Origin of the sequence: Bradyrhizobium sp. Ai1a-2, from assembly GCF_000426245.1 — a bacterium.
GTDB lineage: Bacteria > Pseudomonadota > Alphaproteobacteria > Rhizobiales > Xanthobacteraceae > Bradyrhizobium.
This window is the reverse complement of the sequence record NZ_AUEZ01000002.1, coordinates 158,981-176,541: the sequence shown is the minus strand read 5'-3', so window position 1 is coordinate 176,541 and position 17,561 is coordinate 158,981. Positions and strand designations below refer to the sequence as shown.

Annotated in this window: 15 protein-coding genes and 1 tRNA gene; all 16 read left to right on the top strand. The window is 62.6% G+C overall.

All coding sequences use genetic code 11. The features are described from left to right. Nucleotides 1–137: 137 nt before the first annotated feature. The 16 genes from K288_RS0102285 to K288_RS44415 all read left to right on the top strand — a co-directional run bounded on the left by K288_RS0102285 (nt 138) and on the right by K288_RS44415 (nt 17,508). Nucleotides 138–962, top strand: coding sequence for an ABC transporter ATP-binding protein (locus K288_RS0102285; protein ID WP_027578117.1), 825 nt, complete (start codon nt 138–140; stop codon nt 960–962). After that, the gene (locus K288_RS0102280) at nt 962–1,747 is read left to right on the top strand and encodes an ABC transporter permease (protein WP_027578116.1); all 786 of its coding nucleotides are present in this window, start codon (nt 962–964) and stop codon (nt 1,745–1,747) included. The genes K288_RS0102285 and K288_RS0102280 overlap by 1 nt, the downstream gene beginning before the upstream one ends. An 85-nt stretch (nt 1,748–1,832) precedes the next feature. Then, on the top strand, nt 1,833–2,861 hold the full coding sequence (locus K288_RS0102275; RefSeq protein WP_027578115.1) for an ABC transporter substrate-binding protein: 1,029 nt from the start codon (nt 1,833–1,835) through the stop codon (nt 2,859–2,861). Between the two features lie 10 nt (nt 2,862–2,871). Next, the gene (locus K288_RS0102270) at nt 2,872–3,573 is read left to right on the top strand and encodes an NUDIX hydrolase (protein ID WP_027578114.1); all 702 of its coding nucleotides are present in this window, start codon (nt 2,872–2,874) and stop codon (nt 3,571–3,573) included. A gap of 10 nt (nt 3,574–3,583) precedes the next feature. Then, nucleotides 3,584–4,513, top strand: coding sequence for a polyphosphate kinase 2 family protein (locus K288_RS0102265; protein WP_027578113.1), 930 nt, complete (start codon nt 3,584–3,586; stop codon nt 4,511–4,513). A 508-nt stretch (nt 4,514–5,021) separates the two neighbouring features. After that, entirely contained in the window at nt 5,022–6,581 is a 1,560-nt protein-coding gene (locus K288_RS0102255; RefSeq protein ID WP_027578112.1) for a 2-isopropylmalate synthase, read from the top strand. 385 nt (nt 6,582–6,966) lie between these two features. Further along, nucleotides 6,967–8,898: a tetratricopeptide repeat protein gene (locus K288_RS0102250; RefSeq protein ID WP_027578111.1), complete on the top strand. Its 1,932-nt coding sequence runs from the start codon at nt 6,967–6,969 to the stop codon at nt 8,896–8,898. A gap of 320 nt (nt 8,899–9,218) precedes the next feature. Next, nucleotides 9,219–9,692, top strand: coding sequence for a hypothetical protein (locus tag K288_RS0102245; protein WP_244443036.1), 474 nt, complete (start codon nt 9,219–9,221; stop codon nt 9,690–9,692). A 429-nt stretch (nt 9,693–10,121) separates the two neighbouring features. After that, a complete protein-coding gene (locus K288_RS0102240) occupies nt 10,122–10,604 on the top strand; it encodes a hypothetical protein (protein ID WP_152535347.1) in 483 nt (160 codons plus the stop codon). Nucleotides 10,605–10,705: 101 nt separating this feature from the next. Next, complete coding sequence (locus tag K288_RS44420; protein WP_244443035.1) at nt 10,706–11,416, top strand: lytic transglycosylase domain-containing protein; 711 nt, start codon at nt 10,706–10,708, stop codon at nt 11,414–11,416. Between the two features lie 968 nt (nt 11,417–12,384). Next, nucleotides 12,385–13,386 (top strand): TRAP transporter substrate-binding protein, encoded by a 1,002-nt coding sequence (locus K288_RS0102230; RefSeq protein ID WP_027578108.1) that lies wholly within the window; start codon nt 12,385–12,387, stop codon nt 13,384–13,386. Nucleotides 13,387–13,531: 145 nt separating this feature from the next. Then, nucleotides 13,532–14,107 carry a TRAP transporter small permease gene (locus K288_RS0102225; protein ID WP_027578107.1) on the top strand — a complete coding sequence of 192 codons (576 nt, stop codon included), beginning with the start codon at nt 13,532–13,534 and terminating at the stop codon, nt 14,105–14,107. Continuing rightward, nucleotides 14,104–15,429, top strand: a complete 1,326-nt coding sequence (locus tag K288_RS0102220) for a TRAP transporter large permease subunit (protein WP_027578106.1) — start codon at nt 14,104–14,106, stop codon at nt 15,427–15,429. The genes K288_RS0102225 and K288_RS0102220 overlap by 4 nt, the downstream gene beginning before the upstream one ends. 113 nt (nt 15,430–15,542) lie before the next feature. After that, on the top strand, nt 15,543–16,085 hold the full coding sequence (locus tag K288_RS0102215) for a Spy/CpxP family protein refolding chaperone (RefSeq protein ID WP_084799452.1): 543 nt from the start codon (nt 15,543–15,545) through the stop codon (nt 16,083–16,085). Nucleotides 16,086–16,258: 173 nt separating this feature from the next. Next, nucleotides 16,259–16,334: transfer RNA gene (locus K288_RS0102210), tRNA-Lys, on the top strand. Between the two features lie 499 nt (nt 16,335–16,833). Continuing rightward, nucleotides 16,834–17,508: an STN domain-containing protein gene (locus tag K288_RS44415; protein WP_152535346.1), complete on the top strand. Its 675-nt coding sequence runs from the start codon at nt 16,834–16,836 to the stop codon at nt 17,506–17,508. The last annotated feature ends 53 nt before the right edge of the window (nt 17,509–17,561 follow it).

The following is a 17,561-nucleotide window of genomic DNA, read 5'->3' as shown; positions in this document are numbered from 1 at the left end:
CCGTTCAAACCTCGCGCTGCGGCCCCCATTTTGGGAGATCCCAGATCAACTAGCACGTCACGATGCTGCGTTGAACTTGTCCGCACGAGAGGCTAAGGCATCCTCCCGACCAGGGAGGGAACGTGGTGAACCAGGCCATGGATAAGGCCAAGCCAACGGCGGTGGCGCTCGAGGATGCGACGGTGGCGTTTCGCCTCGCGGATGCCCGTGTCTATACCGCCGTCGAGAGGGCACGTCTTGCGGTCGCGCATGGCGAATTCGTCGCGATCGTGGGCCCCACCGGCTGCGGCAAGTCGACCCTGCTGAACGTGGCCGCCGGCCTCCTCAAGCCGGCCGCGGGTGCGGTCACGATCTTCGACCAGCCGCTCGCCGGATTGAACCGCGACGCCGGCTACCTGTTCCAGGCCGATGCGCTGTTCCCCTGGAAGACCGCGATTGACAATGTCGCGATCGGGCTCGAGATCAAGGGCACGCCGCGGCAGAAGGCGCTGGAGCAGGCGCAGGCCTGGCTGACCTCGGTCGGGCTTGGAGCCTTCGCGAACCGCTATCCGCACATGCTCTCGGGCGGCCAGCGCAAGCGCGTCGGCCTCGCGCAGGTCCTGATCCGCGATCCAAAAATCCTCTTGATGGACGAGCCGTTCGGCCCGCTCGATGCCCAGACCCGGCAGGTGATGGGCAATCTCCTGCTCGAATTGTGGACCGCCGACCGCAAGGCGGTGCTGTTCGTCACCCATGACCTGGAGGAGGCGATCGCGCTCGCCGACCGCGTCGTCATCATGTCGGCCGGCCCTTCCTCGCGCATCATCGGCGACTGGCGCGTGGAGCTGCCGCGCCCGCGCGACATCTTCGAGGTGCGGCTGGACAAGCAGTTTCACGAACTGCATCGCGAGATCTGGGGCGTGCTGAAGGAAGAGGTGATGAAAGGTTACGCGCAATCAACACAAGCCGGGGGAACCAATTGATGTCCCGCGCCGCGCTTTTGCTCTGCCAGGTCCTGGTCGCCGTCGTCGTGCTGGCGCTGTGGCAGGTCTTTACCACCGTGCCGCTGTTCGGCCGCATCCTGCTGCCGCCGTTCTTCTTCTCCAATCCGATCGACGTCTTCAGCCAGATCATTAACTGGTTCGCGAGCGGCGTGATCTGGAAGCATCTTGCGATCACGCTGTGGGAATCGATCCTCGCTTTCGTGATCGGCTCGGCGCTCGGCATCCTGGTCGGCTTCTGGTTCGCGCGCCAGCCGCGCGTCGCCGCCGTGTTCGATCCCTACGTGAAGATGACGAACGCCCTGCCGCGCGTCGTGCTGGCGCCGATCTTCGCGCTATGGTTCGGCCTCGGCATCTGGTCCAAGGTCGCGCTCGGCGTCACCCTCGTGTTCTTCATCGTGTTCTTCAACGTCTATCAGGGCGTCAAGGAAGTCAGCACGACCGTGCTCGACAATGGCCGCATGCTCGGCATGAGCGAGCGGCAATTGATGCGGCATGTCTATTGGCCCTCGGCGCTGTCGTGGATGTTCTCGTCGCTGCATACGTCGGTGGGCTTTGCGGTGGTCGGCGCCGTCGTCGGCGAATATCTCGGCGCCGCCGCCGGCCTCGGCTATCTGATCCAGCAGGCGGAGGGCGTGTTCGACGTCGCCGGCGTATTCGCCGGCATGTTCGTGCTGTCGGCCTTCGTCATACTGATCGACATGGCCGTGACTGTGGTGGAACGGCGGCTATTGGTTTGGCGACCAGCGGCGGCGCGCGAAGCGTAGGGTGGGCAAAGCCTCGCAATGACGGCGGAGCTTCTCAAGGCCCGCGCGCTGCCTTATCCTGCGGCCAACGGAATGGAGAAAGTCGATGAGTAAACTGTTTGGCCACTTGGCCGGCGCGCTGCTGGCGCTGGTGCTGACGTCATCTCTTGCCGCAGCGCAAAGCAAGGTCACGATCGCGGTCGGCGGCGGCGCCTGCCTGTGCTACCTGCCGACGGTGCTCGCCAAGCAGCTCGGCGAATATGAGAAGGCAGGGCTTGCGGTCGAGCTGGTCGATCTCAAGGGCGGCTCGGACGCGCTGAAAGCGGTGCTCGGCGGCAGCGCCGACGTGGTCTCCGGCTATTTCGATCACTGCGTCAACCTCGCCGCCAAGCGGCAGGAGTTGCAGGCCTTCGTGGTCTATGACCGCTATCCCGGCCTGGTGCTGGTGGTGTCGCCGAAGCACACTGGCGAGATCAACTCGATCAAGGACCTCGCCGGCAAGAAGGTCGGCGTCAGCGCGCCCGGCTCGTCGACCGATTTCTTCCTGAAATACCTGCTCAAGAAGAACGGCCTTGATCCCGCCAGCGCTGCCGTGATCGGCGTCGGCCTGGGGGCGACTTCGGTCGCGGCGATGGAGCAAGGCCAGATCGATGCTGCCGTGATGCTCGATCCCTCCGTCACCGTGCTGCAGGGCAGCCATCCCGACCTGAAGATCCTGAGCGACACCCGCACCCAGCATGACACGCTGGCGGTGTTCGGCGGCGAATATCCGGGCGGCGCGCTCTATTCGACCGCGGCCTGGGTCAAGTCGCACGAGAAGGAGACGCAGGCGCTCACCAATGCGATCCTCGCCACGCTCGCCTGGATCCATACGCATTCGGCGGAAGACATCATGGCAAAGATGCCCGAGGCGATGGTCGGCAAGAACAAGGAGCTCTATCTCGCCGCACTGAAGAACACGATCCCGATGTATTCGGAGACCGGCAAGATGGACCCGAAGGGCGCGGATGCGGTCTTGGCGGTGTTCAGCGAAGGTTCGCCTGAGGTCGCCAAGGCCAATATCGACGTCAGCAAGACCTACACCAACAGCTTCGTCGAACAGGCGAAGAAGACCACCGGCACGGGTTCGAAGTAAGCCCCGGTCGATGACGCCACCCTCCATTCACCGCGTCACCTCGCTTGATCTGAAGGTGCAGCCATGGGCGTGGCCGTTTGCACAAGAGCGGCGCGCCGAGATCGATGCTCATTTCGCCAAGGAGCAGCGCGAACGGCCGAGCCTCTGGAACGGTCGCGTGTTGCTCGGACGCAGTGCCACGTTCGAAGGCGAGCGCTTGACCGCGAGCTATTTCGAGACCGATTTCGCGAGCTTCCTCGCCTGGCGCGACTGGGGCTATCCAGACGAGGGCGTGTTCAACGGCTTTGGCATGGGCGCGCTGCTCGCAAGCGACGGCGCGTTCGTGCTCGGCGAAATGGGCCACCACACCTCGAACCCCGGACGGGTCTACTTCCCGTCGGGCACGCCTGATCTCGACGACATCAGGGGCGACGTGCTCGACATCGCCGGCAGCGTCGCGCGCGAAGTGGAGGAGGAGACCGGGCTCACCCCCGCCGACTACCGCCCCGATGGGCACTGGGATTGTGTCTTCACCGGTGTCGCCATCGCCATGATGCGGATCCTGTATGTCGACATGCCCGGCGATGCCTTGCGCGCGCGGATCGAAAGCAATCTTGCCTTGCAGGAAGACCCCGAACTGGCGGCGATCTGCCTGGTGCGGGATGCCGGCGACCTGACCGCCGCGATGCCGCGCTTCGTCACCGCTTTCATCGAGATGCATCTGAGCAGGTAAGAAAGGGCCCATGGGCAAGAAATCGAAGCTGCTGGCCGACGAGCTGAAACCTTTCGTGGAGCCATTCCGTGTCGACGGATCGGACCACTTTCATCTCAAATCGCTCAAGACCAATGAGAAAGGCGGCATCGACAAGGTCGTGGGCGAAGAGATCATCGAGGCCAATCGCAAGCGGCTGAACGATTTCCAGGAGAAGCTCTACGCCCAGGACCGCTGGTCGCTGCTTTTGGTCTTCCAGGGCATGGATGCGGCCGGCAAGGACTCCGCGATCAAGAGCGTGTTCGAGGGCGTCAATCCGCAGGGCTGCGAGGTGACCTCGTTCAAGGAGCCGTCGTCCAAGGAGCTCGACCACGATTTCATGTGGCGTTCGATGATCGCGCTGCCCGAGCGCGGCCGCATGGGCATCTTCAACCGTTCCTATTACGAGGAATGCCTGGTGGTGCGTGTGCATTCCGAAATCCTCGCCAAGGAGAAGCTGCCGCAGCGGCTGGTGACCAAGAACATCTGGCGCGAACGCTTCGAGGATATTTCCGCGATCGAGCGCTACCTCGCGCGCAACGGCATCGTGGTCCTGAAATTCTTCCTCAATGTCTCGAGGCAGGAACAGCGCGCGCGCTTCCTGGAGCGGCTGGAGGAGCCATCGAAGAACTGGAAGTTCTCGATGGCCGACGTCAACGAGCGCGCGCTGTGGCCGCGCTACATGGCCGCCTACCAGGACATGATCCGCCATACCGCAACCCGCGCCGCGCCCTGGTACGTCGTGCCGGCCGACCACAAATGGTTCGCCCGCGTGGTGATCGGCTCCACCATCGTCAGCGCGCTCGACAAGCTCGATCTGCATTTCCCGAAGGTCGACAACTCCGAGCGCAGCGAATTCAAGCGCGTCCGCGAGGCGCTGCTGGCGGAAGGCAAGGGCAAGGCGGGGAAGAAGGCGAAGTAGCTCTGCGCCGTCATTCCGGGGCACTCCCGTAGGATGGGTAGAGCGAAGCGAAACCCATCAACCTTGGGCATTGTGGAGCGATGATGGGTTTCGCTTCGCTCTACCCATCCTACGACGCCGGCATTCTATGCCTCGCGGCAATTAGGTCAGTTCCACTGACCATCTTTTTACCGTTGCGGCCAGCCGCTCTCTTCGTTTAGAAACAGCGCCGGAGGTGGCCCCGGCAACCAACCGTCAACGGTTTTGACCGAGGATTTTGGCCTCCGAAGGGTACCGGCAATGCTGATTCGCAGCGAAAACGATGGAATTCTGACGGGAACGGCAAAGGCTGTCCCTGCGATTCCGGCTGCGTCGCTGCCGACCCTCCTTGGCGGGCTTCTGCTTCTTATCGGCCCCTGAGGGCCGTCTGGGCATTTGCGCCTGGGCACTCAGGGGTTGCGTGAGAACACCAGAAACCCTTCAGCGCTCAGTGATAAGATAGCGCGACCGACCCAAAGGAACTTTGCAGATGACCACCGCCAACAAGTCCGAGAAGGACCGCGTAATCATTTTCGACACCACGCTGCGTGATGGCGAGCAGTGCCCCGGCGCCACCATGACGTTCGAGGAAAAGCTCGAGGTTGCCGAGCTGCTCGACGACATGGGCGTCGACGTCATCGAGGCCGGCTTCCCGATCACGTCAGAAGGCGACTTCCAGGCAGTCAGTGAGATCGCCCGCCGCTCCAAGAATGCGGTCATCGCCGGTCTGTCGCGGGCGCATCCAAAGGACATCGACCGCTGCGCCGAGGCGGTGAAATTCGCCAAGCGCGGCCGCGTCCACACGGTCATCGCGACCTCGCCGCTGCATATGCGCGTGAAGCTGAACATGACGCCGGAGCAGGTGATCGAAACCTCGATCGCCAACGTCACCCGCGCCCGCAATCAGATCGACGACGTCGAATGGTCGGCCGAGGACGGCACCCGCAGCGAGATGGATTTTCTCTGCCGCATCGTGGAGGCCGTGATCAAGGCCGGCGCCACCACGGTGAACATCCCCGACACCGTCGGCTACACGACGCCGGACGAATACACCCACTTCATGCGCACGCTGATCGAGCGCGTTCCGAACTCCGACAAGGCGATCTTCTCGGTCCACTGCCATAACGACCTCGGCATGGCCGTGGCGAACTCGCTGGCCGGCGTCGTCGGCGGCGCGCGTCAGGTCGAGTGCACCGTCAACGGCATCGGCGAGCGTGCCGGCAACGCCGCGCTCGAAGAGATCGTGATGGCGATCAATGTGCGCAACGACAAGTTTCCGTACTGGAATAAGATCGACACCACGCAATTGACCCGCGCCTCCAAGCTGGTGTCGGCGGCGACGTCGTTCCCGGTGCAGTACAACAAGGCGATCGTCGGCCGTAACGCGTTCGCGCATGAGAGCGGCATCCACCAGGACGGCGTGCTGAAGGATGCCTCCACCTACGAGATCATGCGGCCCGAAATGGTCGGGTTGAAGCAGTCCTCGCTGGTGCTCGGCAAGCATTCCGGCCGCCATGCCTTCGTCCATAAGCTGGAGGAGATGGGCTACAAACTGGGCCCGAACCAGCTGGAAGATGCGTTCGCGCGGATGAAGGCGCTCGCCGACCGCAAGAAGGACATCTACGACGAGGACATCGAGGCGCTGCTCGACGAGGAGATCGCAGCCGCGTACGACCGCATCAAGCTGACCTCGCTGACCGTCATCGCCGGCACCCATGGCCCGCAGCGCGCGACCATGAAGCTGGATGTCGACGGCCAGACCCGGATCGAGGAAGCCGAGGGCAACGGCCCGGTCGACGCCGTCTTCAACTGCATCAAGCGGCTGGTGCCGCACGATGCGAAGCTCGAGCTCTACCAGGTGCACGCCGTGACCGAAGGCACCGACGCGCAAGCCGAAGTCTCGGTGCGCCTCACCCAGGACGGCCGCTCGATGACCGCCCGCGCCGCCGATCCCGACACCCTGGTGGCTTCGGCGAAGGCCTATCTCGGCGCCCTCAACAAGATCGTCATGAAGCGCCAGCGCGACATCCCGGCCGCAGTCGCGGGCTGAAGGCAGTAGGGCGGATTAGCTTTGCGTCCTCGCTCGAAGAGCGAATGCGCAAAGCGTAATCCGCCATTCCTTCGGCCACGCACACCGCCGTCATTCCGGGCTCGATGCTTGGCATCGCCCCGGAATGAAAGAGCGAAATCGTAGGGTGGGCAAAGCGCAGCGTGCCCACCATTCCGAGCACGCCGTCAGATGGTGGGCACCCTGCGCTTTGCCCACCCTGCGAGGCTAGAGCTTCGGTGGTGATTCAATCACAACCGAAAATGCTCGAATGCGTTCGCATACTCCGACCATGTCCGCTCGACCTTCATGAGCCGCGGAAAGCCGATATCGCGGGGCCGGGAACTTGTGGTAATCTCCAGCAGGTACCTCCTGAGGAGGACTGGGCGTGGAGCGGGAGCGAGTCCGACGTAGGCTCGCGGCGATCCTGGCTACAGACGTCGCGGGTTATAGCCGTCTGATCGGCGCCGACGAGGAGGGCACCCTTGCCCAGTTCAAGCTCCTCCACCGTGAGCTTGTGGCCCCCAGGATTGCAGAGCATCGCGGCCGTATCGTCAAGACCACCGGGGACGGCCTGCTGGCCGAGTTCGCAAGCGTAATCGACGCCCTCCGCTGTGCCGTTGAGGTCCAACGCTGCATGGCCGAGCGAAATGCAGCGGTGCCCCAGGACAAGCGCATCGAGTTTCGGATCGGTATTCATCAGGGAGACGTCGTCATCGAGAGAGGTGACATCTTCGGTGATGGCGTCAACGTGGCGGCACGCTTGCAGGCGCTCGCCGAACCAGGAGGCGTCTGTGTGTCCGCGCGCGTAGAGGAGGATGCGCGGGGTAAATTCGATATTCCCTTGGAGGACACCGGCGAGCAGCAGCTCAAGAATATAGCCCGGCCGGTGCGCGTCTATCGAATAGGGCCGAACGATACAGCGGCGAGCTCACGGTCCCCGTCGCCGGACACGCCGCCGAAGGTGTCGTCTCCGATTGGTCGCTTGCCGCTGCGCCTGCAGCGGATGCTTGGTGCACAGCACGTACGAACGGCCCTGATGACAGCACTGGTCCTTCTCATGGCCGGCGGCGGTGCGGCTTATTGGTATCGTCGAGGCGAGCCGCAGCCGCCGGAACATCGCTTGTCCATTGTCGTTCTGCCATTCACCAATTTAAGCAATGAGCCCGAGCAGGATTACTTTGCGGAAGGCATCACTGACGATCTGAGCGCCGATCTCTCACGGATCCAGGACAGTTTCGTGATCGCACCCAATACGGCCCGTGCCTACAAGAACGTCGATCCAAAGCGCGCTGGCCGCGAACTCGGCGTTCGTTACGTTCTCGACGGCAGTCTTCGCAGGACGGAGACGATGGTTCGGATCAATGCCCGGCTGATCGATGCCCGGACCGGCGCCGAGGTCTGGTCGGAGCGTGTCGACGGCGACTGGTCCAGGTCGATGCAACTTCAGGATATCATCACAGGACGGCTGGCCCGGCGGCTTGACCTCGAACTGATCAACCAGGAGAGCCGCGACGCGGAGGTTGCGCGACCGAACAGGCCGGACGCAGTCGATCTTACGATGCGCGGGTGGGCCGTGCTGAACCAACCCTATTCGCGCGAGCAGTTGGCGCAGTCGCGCGCCCTGTTCGAGCGCGCGCTTCAGATCGATTCCGGCTTCCCCAAGGCGCTGGTGGGCCTGGCAGATGCTCTGGCAATGGAGGTCAATTACCGCTGGAGCGACACGCCGGCGGACCAGCTGCAGCGTGCCGAGAGCGCTGTGGGCCAGGTCCTGTCAAAGTTTCCCAGTGACGCCATGGCGCATTTTGTGAGGGGAGAAATCCAGCGGGCCAGAGGTCGGAACGTTGAAGCCGCGGTCGGTGAGTACGAGGAGGCAATCGCGATCAATCCCAGCCTCGCCCCGGCCCATGGCTCACTCGGTGCCGCCAAGATCCGCGTCGGCCGTTCCGCGGAGGCATTTGGTCCGCTTCAGATGGCAATTCAGCTCAGTCCGCGTGATCCGCTGTTGGGCACCTGGTACTTTTACATCGGCCATGCACACATCCATCTGGGGCAATATGAAGAAGCGATCAATTGGTGCCGCCGATCCATCGCGGTAAGGCCCTTCTGGATTGCCTATGCGGACCTCGCCGCCGCCAGTGCGCTGACTGGACACGAGCGTGAAGCTCAAGCCGCTGTCGCAGAGCTCCGTCGGCTCAGACCGAATTACACGGTTGCCCTTTGGTTGCAGGATGGCAACGGGTGGTCCGACAATGTCATCTTCCTTGCCGAGTTTCAGCGCATTGCCGAGGGCTTGCGCAAAGCGGGCCTGCCGGAGTGAGCGGCAGGCCTGAGATCCTTGCGTGATGACCTCCCAGAATTCGTGGGGTGGGCAAAGCGACTTGTCCACCGGAGCTCGAAGAGCGAAGGCGGAAGCGCGCCCACCATCGCGAGCAGAGTGCGGAAGGTGGGCACGGCGCTGCCGCGCCTTTGCCCAGCCTGCGAGGCTGAAGGGCCCGGGCCGGCGAGGGCTTCGCTTTCAGGAAACAAAGATCCACGTCAGGACCACTGGCCCATTTCTCCCTGTGGTTGTGCTAGAAATTGACGTCCCGCAAAAGCGTGACGTTATTTTTCGTTTATTTTGGAGGGGAAACCATGCGAATGCGCTCCGCTTCCTATTTTTTGTCAGCCGCGCTTGCCGCCGCCGCGGCTTCGAATGCTCTCGCTGGTGAGCAGGTGCTTGAGTTCAAGCTCGTCACGAAGCCGATCGATTTCAAAGTAACGGAGGCAGCAAACATCGAAGGCCAGACGATCGCGTCCGGCAAATTGTTCGGCGTCGCCGTCTTCAAGGACGGCCGTATCGGAGTGAAAGAGTTCGTCAATTCCTCAGACATGCTCAAAGGCTCGGGATCCTTTTTCGGCTACAGCACCTACACGTTCGAGGACGGCTCGATCACGGCGCGTTATACCGGCGCAGTCAAGGACGGAAAGTCGACGGGCGAATATACGGTCCTCTCGGGCACGGGTGCGTATGCGAACGCTACGGGCACGGGTACTATCGAAAGCGCGCCAAACCCGTTCAAGGGCGTCAACCTCTTGAACATAAAGCTCGTCATCAAAACGCCCGGTACGTAATAGGACAACGCGCCTCGGCAACTCCAGTGCCGTGAGGCGCGGTATCGCTCATGCCTCGTTGCAAGGGTCTGGGCCGCGGCACAAAAGGGTTTGTGCCGCGTCGCCGGCGAGGGCTTCGATGTGAGTCAAGCAGCGCGGAGATGGCAAAGGCAAGGCATCCCAAACGTCGCAGATCGCCTCCTGCGAGCGAAGAATATCGCTTCAACGTTAACCTTAATCCCTGATCTTTTCCGGTTGTTGCTCTGAGGTGTTCGCTTCCGCCGCCAAGCCGCCTCATTGAAACCTAGCCTTGATCTCCGCTGTCCGGGATCGTGTTCCGCCGGGCGCGATCGACGATTTTGCTCCGAAACGCGAGATCAGATGAGGGCGGTTCTCATCCTTGTTGGCCTCGGTACGCTTGCGGTGATGGAGAGCCAGACTCCGCCGCGCGTGACGAAGCCTGTCGATGCGCGGTTTGTTCAAACAACCCTGGCCTTTGCCGCCTCTGGCGATACGCTGACGGCGGCGGACCGGCTCGAATTGCCGCACGCGCAACAGCAGGCATCGGCTCAGCAGATTTTCTCGCCCGAACCGATCGTGCCGCCGGTTCAACCCGCCGTCGTCGCCGCACAGGAATCTGCGACCATTGTCGAGGAGCCCGCGCGCGTCGTTGCGGCCGAAAAGCCTGCTGCTGTCGTGCTGCCGAAACCTCGGCCCAAAGACCTGACCAGGAACCTGGCCAAGGATTCACCCAAGGATTCGTCCAAGGATCTGGCCAAGCATCTGCCTAAGGATCCGCCCAAGCGCCACATCGCCAAGGAAGCGGCGAAGACCACGCGTTCAAAGCCGGCGGTCGAGGCGAAGTCCTGTGAGCCCGGCGCCTTTGACGGCCTGTTTAAAGCATTGAGCCTGCCACTGGGATGTCAAACCTAGCGCAACAATCCTTTGCCTTCGAAGGCGTGGGTGACGGCACGCCGCGGCATCCCATGCCCAGGTCTATGCCCAAGTCGGTGCCCAAATCCGTGCCCGAGCCCATGCCCATTTCGAAGCCGGCAAGCCGTGCTGATGAGATCAGGCCGCTTGCCCCGGATGAGCGACGGATCATTGTGCCGGCGCGGCCGTGGTGGTCGGTGGAAGCGATTGCCATCGTGCTCGCGACAGCGATTGCCTTGGCCATCATGGCTAGCCTGTTCTGGTTTCGCGACGTTCCGTTGAAGGACATATCGATCGATCAGGCCGCGATCACGGCGCTGGTCGAGCGCATCGTCACGGCGGAATCGAACGGCGACCCGAATGCGAAAAACAAGCGCTCGAGTGCGACCGGAGCCGCGCAGTTTCTCGACGACACATGGCTCGAAGCCGTGCGAAGACATCGACGCGATCTGGTCCAGGGACGCAGCGACAAGGAAGTGTTGGAGCTGCGCCGAGATGCCGGACTTGCCCGGGAAATCACTGCGCGCACGATCGAGCAAAATGCCGCGATGCTGGGCAAGCGCGGCCTGCCGATCACGCCAGGCTCTCTCTACCTTGTGCATTTTGCCGGACCGGCAGGTGCGGTGGCGTTGCTGACCGCAGCCGAAAACGCCGACGCCGCTTCGCTCATGGCCGCCGCCGACGCGACAGGCCGGACCACCCGCGAGAAGCTGGTCAATGCCAATCCGTTCCTGAAGATGCTGACAGTCGGCGATCTCAAGACCTGGGCCGACCGCAAGATGGCGGTGGGTAATTTACCCGGGCGCTCGTGAGACGTGAATGACGGCCCCCGTCATCGCGAGCGGAGCGAAGCAATCCATGCCTCCGCTTGCGGCGCTATGGATTGCTTCCGCCTTCGCTCGTTGAGCTACGGCGGACAAGTCGCTCCGCTTGCAATGACGATGTGGTTAGTTTGGGTGCGACACAACGACCCGACGGGCAAATCACCAAAAGTCTGTCCATCCCTCGCAGAAAAAACATTCCGCTTCCGTCGTCGGGCAAATCAGTGATTTAACTCCGCGCGTCTCACGGCGGATGAGGGGCGGGTCGCGATCGTCACGAACGTTGCGGTGAGATGCGGTGGACGCGATGGGTGTGACTGACGAGCACGCGCATCACGGACGGCGAAGTCGTGTGGTCCTGGCGCCCCGACGCTGGCGCTAAGTTCGCTACGGTGGATGACGGTGGCAAAAGAGCCCGGTCACCGGGGAGAGCACGAAATAAGCCGTAAACCATCGCGCAGGGAAAGCCGGAATGCTCCGGTTGAACCTGTGGTCCTACCCCCGTGCTTTTTGTTGCACGGGGCCCACGGGTGCAACCAGCACCCGGCTTTCCCTGCGCCCTCTGATTTCGAGAGGGTCGAAAGTGAAGCAAAGCTCGGGCGCAAAGCGCCGCGAGAACGCGAACTCGCGTCCGCTACTTAAATCCACGTAGGATGGGTAGAGCGCAGCGAAACCCATCATTCGTGAGGCTTGCTCCATCGCGATGGGTTTCGCTTCGCTCTACCCATCCTACGGCCGTCTTTCGACGGGACGACTGACTGCGGTGCAGACGTGACGGTACAATGGTCAATCCTGAGCAACCCGGACAGGATGTCGCATTTTTGCGGCGCAGCATGCGGCGGTGTCGGACCCTGCTAACGGGCAATGGCAATTTGGCCTGCTTCTCTGTATTGGTTCGACTGGCATACAAAAACTCGGGGCGGATGATTGGCGCGCTCCGCAACGAAGCGGGAGGAAACATGCGTAAGTTGGTGTTGGCTGCGGCATCGGTCGTGGCAATTGCTTTTGCCGGGCCGGCGGCGGCGGACGATCCGATCGTCATCAAGTTCAGCCACGTCGTGGCGACCAATACGCCGAAGGGGCAGGCGGCTGAAAAATTCAAGGAACTCGCCGAGAAATACACCAACGGCAAGGTGAAGGTCGAAGTCTACCCGAATTCGCAGCTCTACAAGGACAAGGAAGAGCTCGAGGCCCTGCAACTCGGCGCAGTGCAGATGCTGGCGCCGTCGAACGCCAAGTTCGGCCCGATCGGGGTCAAGGAATTCGAGGTATTCGATCTGCCCTACATCCTTCCCGACCTCGCCACGCTCCGCAAGGTCACCGACGGTCCGCTCGGCACCAAGCTCCTGAAATTGCTCGAGCCGAAGGGCATGATCGGCCTGGCTTACTGGGACAACGGCTTCAAGCAGATGAGCGCCAACAAGAAGCTGATCGAGCCGGCGGACTACAAGGGACTGAAGTTCCGGATCCAGTCGTCGAAGGTGCTGGAGGCGCAGTTCCGAAACCTCGGTGCGATCCCCCAGGTGATGGCGTTCTCCGAAGTCTATCAGGCGCTGCAGACCGGCGTGGTCGACGGTCAGGAGAACACCTGGTCGAACATCTACACCCAGAAGATGCACGAGGTGCAGAAGTACATCACCACCACCAATCACGGCTATATCGGCTACATCGTGGTCGTGAACAAGAAGTTCTGGGACGGCCTGCCGCCCGACATCCGCGAGCAGTGCGAGAAGGCGATGAAGGAAGCAACCGCCTACGGCAACGGCCAGTCGCAGAAGGAAAACGACGATGCGCTCGCCGAGATCAAGAAGACCGGCAAGAGCGAGATCATCGCGCTGACGCCGGAGCAGGACGCAGCGATGCGCAAGGCGATGGAGCCGGTCTACAAGGACGTCGCCAAACGCGTCGGTCAGGGCCTGATCGACGAGTTCGTCAAGGAGACCAAGGGCGCGACGAACTGAGACGTGTTGATTGGGGCGCACTCTCCGTCATGGCCGGGCTTGACCCGGCCATCCACGTCTTTGTGGATGCCCGGCGATCTGCGCGAAGACACCTTCCGCGCCTGAGCCGCGCACGACGGATACACTGTAGACGGGGGGACTCTTGATACTGCTCCGCATCCTCGACCGGCTGGAGGAGATATTGATCGCGACGCTGATGGCGGCCGCGACTCTCATCATCTTCGTGGCGGTGTGCCATCGCTATCTGATCGGCATTCCCTTGCTTTACCCGATCCTGTTCCCGATCAACCTGTCCTGGGCGCAGGAACTGTGCATCTACATGTTCGTGTGGATGGCGAAGTTCGGCGCAGCCTATGGCGTGCGCACCGGCATCCATGTCGGCGTCGACGTCGTCGTCAACCAATTGAGATCGCCGTGGCGCAACATCGTGGTGCTGTTCGGCCTGCTCTGCGGCGCCTTCTTCACCGCGGTGATCGGCACCATGGGTGCAAAGTTCGTCTACGGCCTGATGCAGACCGACCAGGTCTCGCCTGATCTCGAGATACCCTCCTGGTTCGTCTACCTCTGCATTCCGCTCGGTTCCTATTTGATGTGCTTCCGCTTCCTGCAGGTCGCCTGGCATTATTTCCGCACCGGCGAGCTTCCGCATCACGACCACGCCCGTGTCGAGGGCGTCGAAGTCGATGCGCCCGCGATCGGTGCCGGCGAGGTGACGCGATGACGAGCCTCATCATCTTCGGGTTGCTGATTTTCCTGATGCTGACGGGCATGCCGATCTCGATCGCGCTCGGCCTGACCGTGCTCACCTTCATTTTCACCATGACCAACGTGCCGACGGAGTCGGTGGCGCTGAAATTGTTCACCGGCATCGACAATTTCGAGATCATGGCGATCCCGTTCTTTATCCTGGCCGGAAATTTCCTGACCCATGGCGGCGTCGCCCGCCGCATGATCGCATTTGCGACCTCGATGGTCGGACATTGGTATGGCGGGCTGGGGCTTGCCGGCGTCATGGCCTGCGCGCTGTTTGCGGCGGTGTCGGGCTCGTCACCGGCGACCGTGATCGCGATCGGCTCGATCATGATGCCGGCGATGGTGGCCCATGGGTTTCCGAAGCGCTTCGGCGCAGGCGTGATCACGACCTCGGGCGCGCTCGGCATCCTGATCCCGCCGTCGATCGTGATGGTGATCTATTGCGTGGCAACCGGCGGCAGCATCGCGCTCGATTCGGCCGGCCATCGCGTCTCCTCGGCGTCCGTCGGGCAGATGTTCATCGCCGGCGTGATCCCCGGTCTGATGCTCGCCGCGCTCTTGGGGATGACGACGTTCTACCGCGCCTGGCGCAACGACTATCCGCGGCTGCCACGCGCGAGCTGGGCGGAGCGGTTCATGGCGTTCCGCAAATGCGTCTGGGGATTGTTGCTGATCCTGATCGTGCTCGGCGGCATCTACACCGGCATGTTCACGCCGACGGAAGCGGCCGCCGTCAGCGCGGTCTATGCCTTCGTCATCGCCGTCTTCGTCTACCGCGACATGTCGCTGAGGGATGTGCCCAAGGTGCTGCTCGGCTCGGCCAATATGAGCGCGATGATCCTCTACATCATCACCAACGCCGTGCTGTTCTCGTTCCTGATGGCGAACGAGAACATCCCGCAGCAGATCACGGCATGGATCACCGCGGCCGGCGTCGACTGGATCATGTTCCTGTTGGTGGTCAACGTGCTGCTGCTGCTCGCCGGCAACGTGATGGAGGCATCCTCGATCGTGCTGATCATGGCGCCGATCCTGTTTCCGGTGGCGGTCAAGCTTGGGATCCATCCGGTGCATCTCGGCATCCTGATGGTGGTCAACATGGAGGTCGGCATGTGCCATCCGCCTGTCGGCCTCAACCTCTATGTCGCTTCCGGCATCGCCAAGATGGGCATCACGGAATTGACGATCGCCGTGTGGCCGTGGCTTTTGACGATGCTGATCTTCCTCGGCATCGTCACCTACGTTCCCGAGATCTCGCTCTGGCTGCCGCGCGCGCTCGGCATGTTGTGAACGCTTAACCATAGGGGATTACATCTTGGTAAGGGAACCCTCCCTGTCCAAACTGTAAGTTGCGGGCCGGGCAGGGCGGTCTCATCCTCAAGCGACCTTCAAAGGAGGTTCGCATGAAGAAAGTTCTGCTCGCCGGCGCCGCGGCGCTCGCCATCGCCGGCTCGACTGCCGCCTACGCCCAGCACCACCACTGGATGCATGGCCCGATGCGGATGAACCCGGAAGACCGCGCGGCCTTCCTCGATGCACGGATCGCCGCGGTGCATGCCGGGCTGAAGCTTACCGCCGACCAGGAGAAGTTGTGGCCGCCGGTCGAGGCCGCGGTGCGCGATTTCGCCAAGCTGCGGGTTGACCGGGCCAATGCGCGGATGGAGGCCGAGAAAAACGCGGACGCGCAGCAGAAGCCGGATCTGGTTGCCCGGCTCCGCGAGCGGGCCGACAACATGGCGACCAGCGCCGCCGCGCTGAAGAAGATCGCCGATGCCGCCGATCCGCTCTACAAGACGCTCGACGACGGCCAGAAGCGTCGGCTCACCCTCCTGACCCACATGGACCGCCGCTTTGGCGGTGAGGGCTGGCGCCGCCACCGCTTCGACCGCGACGGCCGGGGCGACCGCGACGGCGGCTCTGACCGGGGCGACTCGGGTCGGCTCTGAGCCCGCCTACCCGCGATCGGCCTAACCATCGGGAAAACCGCCGGAATCCGGCGGTTTTTGATATTCCGCGGCATCCGTCCAAAGCACGGGAAAACCTCATCCAGCTTGCTGGACATCCCCGGATCGCTTTGCTAAACGACGGCCCTCGCCGCAAGGTTTTCCGGACCGGTTCCGGGCGCATAGCTCAGTTGGTAGAGCAGCTGACTCTTAATCAGCGGGTCCCAGGTTCGAGCCCTGGTGCGCCCACCAAGCGACAATCCTTCTTTTCCAATATCTTCGCGAGACGGTCGCCGAGAACTAAAGGGTCTCGTGCGACATTCTTGTGGTCGGACGTCGCGCGGCCAGACTGCTGTCTTCACCTGCCCGTCGCCGCAGGGCGCCCGCTTGCTGCAGAACCAGAACCGGATTGTTCGGGTCGTGGGCTCGATTCTCTGCTTCGCCACCAAGCTGGCGACGTAAGGGATGTCTCATTGATGCATTCCGATTCTGGTCAGGTCTTTGTCAAAGGCCAGCTCCCAAGCGGCAGCGTCGACACATCAGTTTCGACAAACAGGATTGATTTTCGGCCCGGTGAAATCGGAGTGCAGCCTGCATCCGAAACTGTGACGATCGACGGTTGTGCGGCGGGACCAACGCGGAGATTGCGTATTGTGCGAATGCGCAGTTTGATCGACCAGAGTTGCGTCTTTCCCATATGAGGTTGCTCGGTGAGTTCACAATTTGCTCGACAAGCTCCGCGGCGCGGCTGATGCCACGGATACTGCATGCGGCCGTCATGGTCGTTATGGCTGCGGTGGCGCTAACTGGGGTGGCGTTGCCAAGCGGAGCAGGTAGCCCCACACTGGAAAGCGCGCTCGGCGATGGCGCCGAGCGGAGCTATGCCATTCCCACGCAGCCATTGAAATCCGCGTTGATGCACTACGCCCGGGTGAGCGGCGCGCAGGTTTTGTACGAGACCGCGCTGGTCGCAGGGCGGCAATCGACTGTGCTCGAGGGGCGCATGTCACAGGCTGCGGCGCTGGAAAGGCTGCTCAGCGGCACTGGTCTCGCGGCTCTCCGCACCGAGCCGGACACCTTCGTCATCATGTTGGACCTGCGCCGCGCCGCCGAAAGGCCGGCGCCTGTCCCCGACCGGCGGCTGCTCGGTGCTTTGCAGCACGGCGTGCTCGATGTGCTCTGCCAGACCTCTGCCACACGACCCGGCCGATACACGGTTTCCCTGAAACTGTGGGTCGGCGCGAACGGCGCCGTGACCCGCAGCGCGCTGATCGGCACCTCCGGCGATACGGCGCGTGACGCGCTGTTGATCGACAGGTTGCGCGGCGCCTTCATCGGACTGGCGCCGCCGCCCGATATGCCGCAGCCCCTCGTGTTCACGCTGAAGCAACAAGCTGCGGGGACGGCAAGCGCCTGTCCGGACTAACCTCGGCGCCTCTGTCCCGACCCGTGACTCGTCTCATGCGTTGCCAATTTGTC